The organism is Erythrobacter colymbi (assembly GCF_002155685.1).
Classification (GTDB): Bacteria; Pseudomonadota; Alphaproteobacteria; order Sphingomonadales; family Sphingomonadaceae; genus Erythrobacter; species Erythrobacter colymbi.
Map to the genome: position 1 here is coordinate 1 of NZ_MUYK01000002.1, position 13121 is coordinate 13121.

13 protein-coding genes are annotated in these 13121 nt (G+C 66.6%); 3 read left to right on the forward strand and 10 right to left on the reverse strand.

The window, feature by feature from the left end; genetic code table 11:
* Positions 1-53: 53 nt before the first annotated feature.
* Positions 54-1265 (reverse strand): IS256 family transposase, encoded by a 1212-nt coding sequence (locus BZF57_RS03280; RefSeq protein WP_011950834.1) that lies wholly within the window; start codon positions 1263-1265, stop codon positions 54-56.
* Between the two features lie 490 nt (positions 1266-1755).
* Entirely contained in the window at positions 1756-3219 is a 1464-nt protein-coding gene (locus BZF57_RS03285) for a sodium:solute symporter family transporter (RefSeq protein WP_143738328.1), read from the reverse strand.
* 119 nt (positions 3220-3338) lie between these two features.
* Between BZF57_RS03285 and BZF57_RS03290 the strand changes: the two genes are divergently transcribed.
* Entirely contained in the window at positions 3339-3701 is a 363-nt protein-coding gene (locus tag BZF57_RS03290) for a hypothetical protein (RefSeq protein WP_086734659.1), read from the forward strand.
* 6 nt (positions 3702-3707) lie between these two features.
* On the opposite strand, the gene BZF57_RS03295 is transcribed toward BZF57_RS03290, so the two are convergent.
* The gene (locus BZF57_RS03295; RefSeq protein WP_086734662.1) at positions 3708-4259 is read right to left on the reverse strand and encodes a septal ring lytic transglycosylase RlpA family protein; all 552 of its coding nucleotides are present in this window, start codon (positions 4257-4259) and stop codon (positions 3708-3710) included.
* 968 nt (positions 4260-5227) lie between these two features.
* Entirely contained in the window at positions 5228-6448 is a 1221-nt protein-coding gene (locus tag BZF57_RS03300; RefSeq protein ID WP_086734665.1) for an argininosuccinate synthase, read from the reverse strand.
* Positions 6449-6625: 177 nt separating this feature from the next.
* Between BZF57_RS03300 and BZF57_RS03305 the strand changes: the two genes are divergently transcribed.
* Entirely contained in the window at positions 6626-7987 is a 1362-nt protein-coding gene (locus BZF57_RS03305; RefSeq protein ID WP_086734668.1) for an acyltransferase family protein, read from the forward strand.
* On the opposite strand, the gene BZF57_RS03310 is transcribed toward BZF57_RS03305, so the two are convergent.
* Positions 7984-9210, reverse strand: coding sequence for an SAM-dependent methyltransferase (locus BZF57_RS03310; RefSeq protein ID WP_086734671.1), 1227 nt, complete (start codon positions 9208-9210; stop codon positions 7984-7986). The genes BZF57_RS03305 and BZF57_RS03310 overlap by 4 nt on opposite strands.
* 98 nt (positions 9211-9308) lie before the next feature.
* On the opposite strand from BZF57_RS03310, the gene BZF57_RS03315 reads away from it, so the two are divergent.
* Entirely contained in the window at positions 9309-9749 is a 441-nt protein-coding gene (locus BZF57_RS03315) for a DUF1801 domain-containing protein (RefSeq protein WP_086734673.1), read from the forward strand.
* Here the strand turns inward: BZF57_RS03315 and BZF57_RS03320 are convergent.
* The 5 genes from BZF57_RS03320 to BZF57_RS03340 all read right to left on the reverse strand — a co-directional run bounded on the left by BZF57_RS03320 (position 9746) and on the right by BZF57_RS03340 (position 13096).
* The gene (locus BZF57_RS03320) at positions 9746-10495 is read right to left on the reverse strand and encodes a molybdopterin-dependent oxidoreductase (RefSeq protein ID WP_086734674.1); all 750 of its coding nucleotides are present in this window, start codon (positions 10493-10495) and stop codon (positions 9746-9748) included. The genes BZF57_RS03315 and BZF57_RS03320 overlap by 4 nt on opposite strands.
* Positions 10488-11234, reverse strand: coding sequence for a cytochrome b/b6 domain-containing protein (locus tag BZF57_RS03325; RefSeq protein WP_086734676.1), 747 nt, complete (start codon positions 11232-11234; stop codon positions 10488-10490). Before BZF57_RS03325 ends, BZF57_RS03320 begins: the two co-directional genes overlap by 8 nt.
* A 9-nt stretch (positions 11235-11243) precedes the next feature.
* Complete coding sequence (locus tag BZF57_RS03330) at positions 11244-12035, reverse strand: SDR family oxidoreductase (protein ID WP_169712925.1); 792 nt, start codon at positions 12033-12035, stop codon at positions 11244-11246.
* A gap of 84 nt (positions 12036-12119) precedes the next feature.
* Positions 12120-12497, reverse strand: a complete 378-nt coding sequence (locus BZF57_RS03335) for a glycine zipper 2TM domain-containing protein (RefSeq protein WP_086734679.1) — start codon at positions 12495-12497, stop codon at positions 12120-12122.
* 128 nt (positions 12498-12625) lie between these two features.
* Entirely contained in the window at positions 12626-13096 is a 471-nt protein-coding gene (locus BZF57_RS03340; RefSeq protein ID WP_086734681.1) for a glycine zipper 2TM domain-containing protein, read from the reverse strand.
* Positions 13097-13121 lie beyond the last annotated feature (25 nt).

Sequence of the window (13121 nt, forward strand, 5' to 3'; positions counted from 1 at the left end):
GGTCGCGTCCGTCAATGTGGTGTAGAATTGGGTGTGGCCAGCGGGCTGCATTTTCAGGCGGCCTTGGGTGTAATCTGTAGCGGCTGTGCCTCCTCGATCATTGGTGTAGCAAGGGCGGCCATGCCCTCGATCTGCATGTAGCGGTGCTGGAGCTGGTATTCGTCATTCTGCTCCAGCAGGACGGCGCCGACGAGGCGGATGATGCTATCCTCGTTCGGGAAGATGCCGACGACATCGGCGCGGCGCTTCACTTCCTTGTTCAGGCGTTCCAGTGGATTGGTGGAATGTAATTTGACGCGGTGCTGCTCGGGGAAGGTCATGTAGGCCAGCACGTCGTGCTCGGCATCGTCCATGCAGGCGCCGAGCTTTGGCCAGCGGGTACGCAACTGGTCGGCGACCTGGCGCCAGACCTGTGTCGCGGCGGCATGGTCGGGCTGGAGGAAGACCTGGCGGATGGCAGCGGCGACGACGGTGTTCTGGCCCTTGGGCACGTAGGCCAGGGCATTGCGCATGAAGTGGACGCGGCACCGCTGCCAGGTGGCGCTGAGCACGCGAGTGATCGCTGCCTTGAGGCCCTCGTGGGCATCGGAGATGACCAGCTTCACGCCGGTCAGTCCGCGGCGTGCGAGGTCCTTGAGGAAGCTCGACCAGAATGGCTCGGCTTCGGAGGGTCCAATGTGAAGGCCAACGATTTCGCGCTTGCCCTCGGTGTTGACGGCAACGGCTATTATCGCGGCGACACTGACGATCCGCCCGCCCTCGCGCACCTTGAGGTAGGTAGCATCGAGCCAGAGGTAGGGCCAGTCGCCGGTGAGCGGCCGCTTAAGGAAGGCATGGACACGTTCGTCGATATCCTTGCACAGCTTGGACACCGAGGATTTGGAGATGCCGGTCATGCCCATGGCCTGCACCAGCTCGTCGACACGCCGGGTGCTGACGCCGGCGATCCACGCCTCCTGGATCACCGCGACCAGCGCCTTCTCGACGGTCTTCCTGGGTTCCAGGAAGCCAGGGAAGTAGGCGCCGGTCCGTAGCTTGGGAATCCTCAGGTTGAGCGTGCCGAGCCGGGTATCGAGGCTGCGGTCGCGGTAGCCGTTCCGCCAGGTCGTCCGGTCGCCGGAGCGCTCGTGTCGGCTAGCGCCGACCAGGCCATCGACGTCGGCCTCCATGATGATCTGTAATACGCTCTCGGCGATCGTGCGCAGGAAATCTCCATCTCCAGTCTTCGCCATCAGCTCGGCAAGCGGTAGTCTGTCGTCGGTCATCGGGATCAACTCCTCGGTGGGCGTGTGAAGTGTGGTAACTCCACCTTACCGATGAGCCCGGTGGCCACCGAGATCGAAATCGCATGGGGTGGGGCATGCCCCACCCCATGCGATCATCTCAATCTACACCAGAAATTACACCACGAGCGCGGACGCTAACCTTCAAACGATTGAAGCGGGGGTTTTAGATGCGATGCAGTTATTTTTAGGCAATTGTTAGGTAACGCCTTGGCTGCGCTTTGCTTTCCTACGGCGAGGCGCGGGAGTATCAGGGTTCGCAGGGCTGGGGCGGGGGCGTGAGGCTTTTCCCGCCGCTTGGGGTCCGCTCGAAGGGCGGGGCGCGAGGGGCTGCGAAAGGCTCCGGAGCAGGGCTTCGGACGGCCAAATCTCTGAAAATACGGGACAAGTCCGAAATCTACCCCTGTGCCAGGGTGCGTCTAGCCGCGTCTTGGCGGGTGTTAGACCCCCTCCAGGCTCCGCCAGACCCCGGTCAGACCCCCTCCAGACCCTCCTCCGCGCGGCGTTCCGTCGCGGCGAGGGCAGCGAAGGTGGCGATCCCGGCGGCGAGCATCCACAGGAAGGCGCCCGGCACCGCGAGAAGCTTGTCGAGCACTCCCAGCACCGCGATCTGCACCAGGATCGCCCCGATCGCCGCCCGCCCGGACGAGCGCCATCCGGCCAGCCCCGCGACGATCGGCACTGCCAGCACCGCCGCGATAGCGCCCGCATCGAGCACGAGGTTGCGCAGGGATTCCCCCTGCATCGCCAGCCACGCCGCTACCGCCGCCGCCGCCACGGTCGCCGTGCGCGCAGCACGCAGCAGGGCGAGGGGGGAAGCCTGCGGATTCAAGCGCTTGTACCCGCTCTCGGTGACGACGGCCGAGACCGCGAGCAGGGCGGAATCGACCGATGACAGGATCGCCGAGACCAGCGCTCCGGTGAAGATGATCATCAGCCACCCCGGCAGCACCGCCTTGGCGAGCGAGGGCAGGAAGGCCTCGTCCGCGCCCAGCTCGACGCCGAGGATCGGGGCGAGCTGCGGGCCGAACAGGCCGAAGCTGACGGGGACGAGCCCGACCGTGAGGTAGATCCCCGCCGCCCACAGCGCGCCCTTGCGGGCCACCGCGGGCGAACGCGCGGCCAGCGTGCGGGCGAGCGCCTCCTGGCTGACCATGGTGCCGACAATGGGGATGAGCCACAACTCGACCCGATCGGTCCAGCTCTCGCCCGGCGCGGTGAAGGTGAAGACGGTGACGGGCAGGGTGTCCCACATGCGCGCCGGGCCCCCGAAGGCGATGACCATCAGCACGAACATGATCGCGATCGCGACGACGATGACGATGCCCTGAAGGATGTCGGTGACCACGTCCCCGGCAAGGCCGCCATAGAGGGTATACCCCATCACCAGCACCGTCCCCACCAGCAGTGCGGTTGTGAAGCCGAGGCCCGAGGTGCCCTCGATGATGGTGGCAAAGGCGAAGAGCTGCGCGGCCGACCAGGTGGTGGCGGACAGCGCGATGACGCCGGCGGCGAGGCTCTCGGTCCCGGTGCCGAAGCGGTCGCGCAGAAAGTCGGCGAGGGTGATGTAGTCCCCGCTGCGGAGGCGGAAGGCGAAGAACACCGCGATGGCGAGGATGCCGACGGCATAGGCGAAGGGCTCCGCCCGGGCACCGGCAAGGCCCTGGGCTGCGACCTCGCCCGAGGTGGCGATCAGGCTCTCCGAGGCGAACCATGTGGCGAACAGCGACATGGCGACCGCGAAGGTCGAGAGCGAGCGGCCGGCGACAAGGTAGTCGGCATCGGACTTGGTCCCGCGCCCGGCGCGCACCGCCAGCGCCACCTGCGCCGCGACATAGGCGAGGATGAGGAGTAGCGTGTACGAGATGGCAAGGTCCCCCCGGATGGCCGCGCCCCCGCGGCGGGCCTGTCCTAATCTTGCGCATGTCGCGCGCAAGGGGGCGGATGGCGGATATCGTCAGGCACGGCGCATCCGGCCAAGCGAGGCGGCCGTAGCTCCATGCGGACGGGGCAGCGCGAAGGAGCGCCCTTATGGCTTATTGCAATTCCCCCCGCATGATCGCTGCCGTGCTTGCGCTGGCGGCACTCGGCACCGGCGTGTCGGCGGGCCAGATCAACTCGCAGCTCCAGATCGAGGCGGGGCAGACCTTCGAGCTCGGCGGCGGGCAGAAGGGCGGCTTCGTGGTGACGGGCAAGAACACCGGGCGCGTGGCCGTGGTGGTCTATGGTTTGCGCGAGGGCGGAAAGGCGCCGGTCGAACGCGGTACCGTGGCGCCGGGCGGGGCTGTCAACGCGTCCTTCGGGCCGGGCGAGCAGGCGCTGCTGCGCAACACCAGCAGCATGGAAACCGCGCGGCTGAAGCTCACGATCAACGGGGATACCTCGGCGCTCGGGATGACCTATTCGGCCAATCCGTAAGGCCGATCAGTCGGCGATCAGCGCCAGCTCCACTTCGCCGTGACCGCGAGCGACAAGGCCGAGTTCCACGGCAGCCGCACGGCTCACGTCGATCATGCGGCCGCGGGTGAAGGGCCCGCGGTCGTTGATGCGCACCACGACGCTGCGGCCGGTGGCGAGGTTGGTGACGCGCACGCGGCTGCCGAAGGGCAGGGTGCGATGCGCGGCGGTCATCTCGTCATTGTCGAACCGCTCGCCGCTGGCTGTGCGGCGGCCATCGAACTGGGCGGCGTAGTAGGAGGCGCTGCCCCGACCGACGACGGTTTCCTGCGGAGCCGACGGCGCGGGCTGTTCAGCGAGGACAGGCGCGGTGACTTCGGCGGTCGGTTGGAGCGGGACGAGCTCGATCACGGCGGCGCTGGTAGCGGCATCGACACCGGCGGCGTTGGCATCGGGCGCGGCGGCGGTCGAAGCGGTCAGGGGGGCGAGGCCGAGCAGGCCTGCCACCACCAGCGCTTGCACGCTCCGGCTGGCGAAGCTGCGGGCTGCGATGCCCTCGATGCGATTTCCCGTCCGCATGGCGGCGCGGATACAGAAGCGGGCCTGTGGAAGGCAAACCAGGTTAGGATTTCATCGTCCCCCAGCTTCCGGTGAAGCATGACCTGCCCCTGAAACGCGATGAACCGTTGACGGGTGAGGGGCGCTGGAGGCCGATTTGAGCCGGGTTTGCGCGGGCGACTCGGCTCGCCGGGGTGCCGGAAAGGGTGAGATGCAATGCAAATGGGGCCGGCATTGCTGCCGACCCCACTCTCACCGGCGTGTGGATGACCCCTGCTCGTGATGCGTCCGGCGAACCTTCCGCTTCATCTGCCTGGGGCCATGCTTGGCGCCCGATGTCTAGCCTCTCGCTGCCTTGCCTTGCGGCCGGCCTGCCAGAGATTTGTCACCGGCGCTCGCGCCGGCATCCGGCTTCGCTCCGGCTTGGTTCTGCGTCCGTCTTCCGGCCGAAGCCTTCCGATTTTCGCCGCCGCGCCTTCGCATCTGCCGAGGCTTTCGTCCCTTTACCGTTCACAAGAGCTGCGGCTTGGGGGCTTACGCCGTTTCCGCTGCACTTCCGCTCGGCCAGGTTCTGGGCCTGTCCGGTGCCACCGCGTCGCTCCGATCCTTGAATTGAGCCGACTTGCCTTTGGCCGAAGCCTCCTGCATGCCGTCTCCAGATCGGCGCGTGGACAGATGCCACCGCCATCCTTGGGATAAAAACCTCCGGTTTGTCAGAGCCTTGCGGCCTTCCGTTCCGGTTGCTTCGTGTCCCGAAGACAGGTTCAAAGTGCGCCTGAATCGGCGTTCTGACAACATTCCGGCGGGTTAGTTTTCCACTTCGGGCGATTTGGCCTGTGGACACGCGTGGATAACTCAACGCTTCGTCGCATTTGTCGCGAAGCGGAGCAAAGAGCGGGAACGAAACCGCCTTCAAGCTGTCACGTTAGAGGCCTCCAGCCGCTGCGGCGACCGCAGCGACTCGCTTTTCCCCTGTCGGCTTGGCGCGATCAGGCGTCGCGGTTGCGGCGTGAGAGCAGACGCAGGCGCAACCCGTTCAGCTTGATGAAGCCTTCCGCGTCCTTCTGGTCGTAGGCACCCGCATCGTCCTCGAAGGTGACGTGGGCTTCGGAATAGAGCGAATAGGGCGACTTGCGGCCCACCACGCTTGCCAGCCCCTTGTAGAGCTTGAGGCGCACCGTGCCGGTGACCTTGTCCTGCGAGTGGTCGATCGCCGCCTGCAGCATCTCGCGCTCGGGGCTGAACCAGAAGCCGTTGTAGATGAGCTCGGCATATTTCGGCATCAGCTCGTCCTTGAGGTGCGCCGCGCCGCGATCCAGCGTGATCTGCTCGATCCCGCGATGCGCGCGGGCATAGATCTCGCCGCCGGGGGTCTCGTACATCCCGCGGCTCTTCATGCCGACAAAGCGGTTCTCGACCAGATCGAGCCGGCCGATGCCGTGTTTGCGGCCGAGGTCGTTGAGCGCCGCCAGCAGCGTCGCGGGGCTCATCGCCTCGCCGTTGAGGGCCACGCCGTCACCCTTCTCGAAGTCGACCGTGATGTATTCCGGCTCGTCCGGCGCGTCCTCGGGGTTGACCGTCCGCGAATAGACGTAGTCCGGGGTCTCCTCCCACGGATCTTCGAGCACCTTGCCCTCGGACGAGGTGTGCAGAAGGTTCGCGTCGGTCGAGAACGGGCTGTCGCCGCGCTTGTCCTTGGGGACCTGGATCTGATGCGCCTCGGCCCACGCGATCAGCGCGGTACGGCTGGTGAGGTTCCACTCGCGCCACGGGGCGATCACCTTGATGTCGGGATCGAGCGCATAGGCGCTGAGTTCGAAGCGCACCTGGTCATTGCCCTTGCCGGTCGCGCCGTGGGCGATGAAATCGGCGCCGGTCTGGTGCGCGATCTCGACGAGGCGCTTGGAGATCAGCGGGCGGGCGATGCTGGTGCCGAGTAGGTAGTCGCCCTCATAGCGGGCATTGGCGCGCATCATCGGGAAGACGAAATCGCGCACGAATTCCTCGCGCACGTCCTCGATGAAGATGTGATCGTCGGGAATGCCCATCGCGCGGGCTTTGGCGCGCGCGGGCTCGATCTCCTCGCCCTGGCCAAGGTCGGCGGTGAAGGTCACCACCTCGAGCCCGCGCTCCACGCTCAGCCACTTGGCGATGACGCTGGTATCGAGACCGCCCGAATAGGCGAGGACGACTTTCTGGGGCTGAGCCATGGGAGGGGTTCCTTGGAACTGAATGCGCGCGCGCCCCTAACAGCGCGGGGGCGCGGGGGCAATCGCGCTTTGCGGCTGCTGATTGGGGATGATGCCGCGCGCGGCAATCCTCCTTTCAGAATTTGCTGCTAAACCCCTGCCATGCGGCGCAATTCGGCCGCGTGACTGGGGTCCGATATGTTGCAGATGTGGAGCAAGGCGCGCGAACTGGCGGTAATGACCCCGCCCGAGCGCAACCGCTGGGTGGATTTCCTGCGCGCGGTCTCGATCATGGCGGTGGTGATCGGCCACTGGCTGATGGCGGGCCTCTATATCGATGCGGCGGGCGAGCTCAGGCGCGGTGATCTGCTTTCGATCTCGCAATGGGCGCACTGGCTCACATGGGGCTTCCAGGTGATGCCGGTGTTCTTCCTCGTCGGCGACTATGCCAATCAGGTGAGCTGGGAGGCGACTACGCGCAAGGCTGCGCCGGGGCAGAGCGGGGTCTACCGCGACTGGCTGGCGAGCCGCGTGCAGCGCCTGATCACGCCGACTTTCCCCGTGCTGTTGCTCTGGGCTAGCCTCGCGCTGGTGATGACGCAGGTCGGCCTGCCGCGCGCGCAGATCCGCATGGCGACCGAGGCGGCGCTGATCCCCGTGTGGTTCCTCGCGGTCTATCTGCTGGTGACCGCCTTCACGCCGATTGCGCAGAAGCTCTGGACCAAGCTTAGCTGGGGGAGCTTTGCGCTGTTCATCCCGCTGGCGATGGCGACCGACTGGCTGACCTTCACGGCGAAAGTGCCCTGGGTCAATTTCAGCAACTTCCTGTGGGTGTTCCTCGCGCTCCACCAGCTTGGCTTCGCGTGGCGCGCGGGCAAGTTCGAGAAGCCATGGTTCGCGTGGGTCTGGTTCGCGGTCTCGCTGGCGATCCTCGTGAAGATCACTGTCTTCGGCTTCTACCCCGTCTCGATGGTCTCGGCGCCGGGCGGTTTCTCGAACTCGCTCCCGCCGACACTGGCGCTGTTCGCGCTGGGCGCGATGCAGGTGGGGCTGGTGCTGGCGCTCGAACCTGCCGGACGGCGGATGCTCGACCGCGTCGGCATCTGGACCGCGACCGTACTGATGAACGGCATGATCATGACCGTCTTCCTGTGGCACCTTACCGCCTTCGTGCTGGTGATGACGATCGACTGGCTGGTGCTGGGCGGCTGGGGCCTCGGCCCGGTGCCGGGCACGACCGAGTGGTGGATCACGCGCCCGATCTGGATCGCGGTCTACATCCTTGCGCTGCTTCCCTTCATCGGGATCTTCGCAAAGCACGAGAGGAGCTTCGGCCCGATCCGCGGCGGGCGCACTGTGCCGCGCCTGCGCGCGGTGCTGGGCGTGCTGGCGATCTGCGCGGGGCTCGGCGCGACGGCGGGGCTGACCATTGCCAGCCCCGAAGGCGTCACCGGCGTGCGCTGGTGGGTGATTGCGCTGCCGCTGGTGGGCGCGGCGCTGATGGGCTTCGGCCCGGTCTACCGCCCGCGCCAGCGTCCCGGCGCGGCAGAGATGGGTTAGGCCTTCAGCAGGTAATCCCGTGTGATTGGCACCGCGTGGCGGCTGCGGATGTACTGGATCTGGTAATTGCCCATCCCCCCGTGCTCGAACACGGTCGCCGCGCCCGCGAGGTAGAAGGTCCACATCCGGAAGAACTTCTCGTCGTAGAGCGCGACGATCTTGTCCTTGTGCTCCATGCAGTTGGCATACCAGGCGCGGATCGTCTTGCCGTAGTGGAGCCGCAGCGTCTCCACGTCCGAGGCGATCAGGCGGTATTTCTCCGAGGCTGCGACCGTCTCCGACAGGGCGGGGATGTAGCCGCCGGGGAAGACATATTTGCGGGTGAAGGCGTCGGTCGTACCCGGCCCGCCGAAGCGGCCGATGGTGTGGAGCAGCATCACGCCGTCATCGGCGAGGATATTGGCGCAGGCCTCGAAGAAGGTCTCGAACTGTGCGCGGCCGACATGCTCGAACATGCCGACCGAGACGATCCGGTCGAAGCGGCGCCCGCTTGCGGCGGTGTCGCGGTAATCCTCGAGCAGGATCGTCACCTTGTCAGCCACACCGGCATCGCGCACGCGCTGGCGGGCGAGGGCGGCCTGTTCCTCGGACAGGGTGATGCCGGTGACCTTCACATCGTGGTGCTTGGCCAGATGGATCGCCATCCCGCCCCAGCCGCAGCCGATGTCGAGCACCTCCTGCCCGGGCGCAAGATGCAGCTTCCTCGCGATCAGCTTGAGCTTGGCCTCTTGCGCGCCCGCAAGCGTGGTGACGCCCTCGGGCCAGTAGGCGCAGGAATACTGCCAGTGCTCATGGTCGAGCATCAGCGCATAGAGATCATTGCCGATGTCATAGTGGTGGGCGACGTTCTTCTTCGAACCCACGCGGTTATTGATCTGCTCGGCGGCGAAGCTCGCCCTGTTGATGAGGCGCTTCAATGCGCTCGGCGGGCCGATGTCGCCGCCCTTGTCCCACGGATTGTTCGAGCGCAGCAGGCTGACGAGGCCCATCACATCGCCTTCCTCGATCACCAGCCGCCCCTCGATGAAGGCCTCGGCCGCGCCCAGCCGCGGATCGAGCAGGATGTCGCGCGGCACGGCATTGTCGGTGAAGCGGATCACGATCTCGGGAAAGCCCTCGGCCGGGACGCCATAGGTGTTTGCCGACCCGTCGGCGAAGACCACGCCGAGGCGGCCTTGCTTGACGCCGCGCGAAAGAAATCGGTCGAGGAGAGGCTTGCTCATGAGGCTCCTTTCAAGGATGCTGTCTAGGTAAGCTTAGCCGGACGTCCGGCTTTCGCAATATCATCGACTTGGACGAAGCGGGTAGTCAGGGGGCGTACATGGCCGAAGCGAAGACGACGATCACCGACGTTGCGGCCCAGACGTTCATCGACAGCGTCGAGCCCCCCGCCAGGGCAGAAGAGGCCCGCGCGCTCGATGCGCTGTTCCGCAAGGTCACCGGCGAGGCGCCGAAAATGTGGGGGCCGAGCATCGTCGGCTACGGCGAATATTCGACGGTCTATGACAGCGGGCGGAAGGTGAACTCGCTCAAAATCGGGTTCAGCCCGCGCAAGGCCAAGCACGTGCTCTACCTGTCCTCGGGCTACACCGACGAAGCCGCTGCCGCCGCGCGCGAGGCGGCGCTGGCGCGGCTCGGGAAGCACGAGACGGGCAAGGGCTGCCTCTATGTGAAGAAGCTCTCCGACGTCGATCCTGCGGTGCTGGAGGAGCTGATCGCGATCGGCTGGACCACGATGCAGCGGGCGTTTCCCGATACCTAGACCCCCGCGTACCACTGGTAGCCGGCGAAATCCTCCCAGAAGCCGCCGCCGCCCTGACCGATCTGGTCAAAGCTCGTCACCGCTTCGATCGCCTGGACGAACTTGGCCTGCTTGTAGCCCAGCTGCCGCTCGATCCGCATCCGGTAGGGCGCACCGTTCTTCTCGGGCAGCGGTTCGCCGTTGAGGCTGTGGGCGATGATCGTCTGCGGGTGATAGGCATCGACCATGTCGATGCTCTCGTAATAGGGCTTGCCGTGGTAGAGATCGGCGCAGCGGAAGACGATGAACTTGGCTTCCTTCTTTACCTTCGCTGCATCGAGCAGATGGCCGAGCTGCACGCCCTGCCATTCGCCGATCGCGCTCCATCCCTCGACGCAGTCGTGGCGGGTGATCTGGGTGCGCTGAGGCAGAGCCCTCACCTCGGCGAGGCTGAGAGCGAGCGGGGTCTCGACCAGCCCGCGCACTTCCAGCTTCCAGTCGGGAAAGCCCTTGGCGAGCTGGTCCTGATAGAAGGGATCGGCGACCGTCACCGAGCCATTGCCGCGGAAGGTGGGCGAGCGCTGGTCGCGGGTGAATTCCTTGGCGAGGCCCTGCTTGCCCGCGAGCGCGCGGTGGAGGGCGCGGTGACCGTCTTCCGCGGCCTTGAACACCTCTTGGGTGGTCTCGCTATCGTTGATCTTGGAACAGGCCGAGGCGCCGAGAGCGGCCATCCCGGCAAGCAGCGAACGGCGCGGCAGGTCAACCATGGGCGGGCGCTCCTTCTTCGGCGGCTAGGGCGGGTTCGGCAACGGGTTCGGGCTGGGGAGGAGCGGGCGGGGCGCCATCCTCGCGCTTGCCGCCGGTGAACATCTCGAGGATCAGCCGCCAGTCGCTGAGCGCCAGAACGATGTGGATCACGAAAAAGCCGAAAATGCCCCAGGCGGCGATGAAGTGCAGCGAACGCGCGCTCTGGCGGCCACCGAACAGGTCGATCAGCCATGGGGCATAACCGCCCGATCCGGGGCTGATCGCGAGGCCCGAGATCAGCATCAGCGGCAAGAGCACCCCGAAGACGCCGCCGTAGAGGATCTTCTGGACCGAGTTGTAGCCATGATGCGCGCCCGCATTCGCCCCCGAATGCGCCTTGACCGAGGCGATCACCGCACCCGGCGTCCAGTCCTTGGGCGCGGTCATCAGATCGCGGCGGAAATGGCCATTGAGCAGCATCGCCACCCAGATGAACAGCACCCCGATCCCGAAAGGCCAGGCCATCGTGATGTGCCAGTCGCGCGCGAGAGCGAGGTTGTAATGCCCGGGGATCGTCGCCCAGCCGGGGAAGCGGATCACGTGCAGCCACGCGTCATTCGCGTCGAAGCCGTAATGGCCCCAGTAAAGGTGCCGGTGGGCGTTCGAGATATTGAGGCCCGTCATGAACAGCACGATGATCGCGACCGCGTTCACCCAGTGCCAAAGGCGCGTTGTCAGTGCATGCTTCTTCTTGGCCATCCGATCCCCCTAGGCCTCCTCGCGCGCGAGCCAGATCACGTCGCGCGGCTGGTCGAGCAGGTGCTGCCCGCTGTCGATGAACAGGCTCTGCCCGCTGGCGAGCGTGCCGCCGGCGAGGAACAGCGCGGCATCGGCGATCTCGTCAGGGCCGGTCTTGCGGCCGAGGAGGTTCATCCGGTGCGAAATCTCGGTCTCCTCCTCGCGCTGGTCGTGGCTTGCCAGAACGGCTCCCGGTGCAAGGCCATAGACCTTCACGCCGGTGTCTGAATTCCCCTTGGCCAGCATGCCGATGGTGGCTGCCAGCGCGTGTTTGGACATGGTGTAACTGAAGAAATCGGGGTTCGTATTTTCAATTTTCATGTCCGTGACGTGGATCACGCTGCGCACGCCCCCGGCCTTGGCGGTGAGGGCGATGAAGGCCTGCGCGAGGGCGGCCGGGGCGAGCGCGTTGATCTGCATCGCTGCCCGGTTCGTCGCCGGATCGAGCGCGGTTACACCGTCGTAATCGAAAACCGAGGCGGAATTCACCAGGCAGCGCCACCCCGGAAGCCTTGCGGCGAGCGCAGTGATGGCGGCAATCGCAGCCTGTTCATCGGCAAGGTCGAAGGAAATCGTCTCGGCCGAGGGGAGCGTTGCGGCCAGCGCCTCGGCGGCTTCGGCGGAGCTCCTGTGGTGGATCACCGTATGCCAGCCCGCGGCGGCAAAGCGGCGGATGATGCTCGCGCCGATACGGGTCGCCCCGCCGGTCACGAGGACGGCGGGGCGGGAAGGGGTTGCGCTGCTGTCGGGGGAGAGGGCCATGACAGCAGCGCTAACAGTGGGGGGCGCGCGCTTCAATCGGGGAGAGGGGGCAAAACGCGCGCCCCCGGCCTTGCGGCCTTTACCTTAGCGGCAGCGCAGCTCGCCGCGGTCGATCTCGCGGCCCAGCAGACCGCCGCCGATGGCGCCGAGCAGGGTGCCGACCGAACGGTCGCCGCGGGTGTCGATGGTGCGGCCCAAGAGGGCGCCGACGCCCGCGCCGATCACGAGACCGGTCGTCCCGTTGTCGCGGCGGCAGTAGTAGCGGTCACCATCGCGCCAGATCCGGTCACCGCGGCTCAGGCGGCGCGGCTCGTAATAACGGCCCCGGTCGTCATAGATCCGGTGGTGGTCCTTGGCGCGCTTGCCCCAGGCCGGGGCGTGACGCGGGGGATCGGCCATCGCAGGCGTCGCCATGGGGAGCGTCATGGCTCCGGCGGCAAGGATGAGAGCGATCTTCTTCACGGCAGTTCTCCTTTCGGTTTGGCTGCTTTCGGATTGTGTGACTGCCCGAGGGCAGTCGCGGGGGTAAAGAGAGGCGGCGACGGGGCGGGCATTTGCCGGGGCCAATGCCCACCGCCTGTCAGCCTGTCTTAACGGCAGCGCGCTTCGCCGCGGTCGATCTCGCGGCCGAGGAGGCCGCCACCGATGGCGCCGAGCAGAGTGCCGACGGTGCGGTCACCGTGGCGGTCGATGGTGCGGCCCAGCAGGGCCCCGCCGACGGCACCGACCACGAGGCCCGTGGTGCCGTTGTCGCGGCGGCAGTAGTAGCGGCCGTCATTCCCGCGCCACACGCGGTCGTTGCGGCTCAGGCGGCGGTCGCGTTCCCACTCGCGGCGATCTTCGCGCCATTCGCGGCGGTCACGGCGACGGTCTTCGCGCCAGTCGCGACGCTCGCGGCGCCAGTCGTCGTGGTCATAGGCCGCGACCTGGTTGAAGCCGGCGGCATCGACGCTGTAGCTCGCGGTGATCGGAGCGGGGGCCGGAGCGAACGACGCAGCCTGCGCCGGGAGCGCGGTGGCGAGCATCGAACCGGTAGCGGCAAGCAGTGCGAGGTTCTTCATTGTCTGTGTCCTTGTAGCGGCTCCG

Excerpts from the sequence above, each read along its gene's own strand:
- BZF57_RS03320 (WP_086734674.1), bottom strand. The coding sequence starts at position 10,495 with ATGGTTGACCTGCCGCGCCGTTCGCTGCTTGCCGGGATGGCCGCTCTC.
- BZF57_RS03325 (WP_086734676.1), bottom strand. The coding sequence starts at position 11,234 with ATGGCCAAGAAGAAGCATGCACTGACAACGCGCCTTTGGCACTGGGTG.
- BZF57_RS03305 (WP_086734668.1), top strand. The coding sequence starts at position 6,626 with ATGTTGCAGATGTGGAGCAAGGCGCGCGAACTGGCGGTAATGACCCCG.
- BZF57_RS03280 (WP_011950834.1), bottom strand. The coding sequence starts at position 1,265 with ATGACCGACGACAGACTACCGCTTGCCGAGCTGATGGCGAAGACTGGA.
- BZF57_RS03295 (WP_086734662.1), bottom strand. The coding sequence starts at position 4,259 with ATGCGGACGGGAAATCGCATCGAGGGCATCGCAGCCCGCAGCTTCGCC.
- BZF57_RS03300 (WP_086734665.1), bottom strand. The coding sequence starts at position 6,448 with ATGGCTCAGCCCCAGAAAGTCGTCCTCGCCTATTCGGGCGGTCTCGAT.
- BZF57_RS03315 (WP_086734673.1), top strand. The coding sequence starts at position 9,309 with ATGGCCGAAGCGAAGACGACGATCACCGACGTTGCGGCCCAGACGTTC.
- BZF57_RS03340 (WP_086734681.1), bottom strand. The coding sequence starts at position 13,096 with ATGAAGAACCTCGCACTGCTTGCCGCTACCGGTTCGATGCTCGCCACC.
- BZF57_RS03330 (WP_169712925.1), bottom strand. The coding sequence starts at position 12,035 with ATGGCCCTCTCCCCCGACAGCAGCGCAACCCCTTCCCGCCCCGCCGTC.
- BZF57_RS03290 (WP_086734659.1), top strand. The coding sequence starts at position 3,339 with ATGATCGCTGCCGTGCTTGCGCTGGCGGCACTCGGCACCGGCGTGTCG.
- BZF57_RS03310 (WP_086734671.1), bottom strand. The coding sequence starts at position 9,210 with ATGAGCAAGCCTCTCCTCGACCGATTTCTTTCGCGCGGCGTCAAGCAA.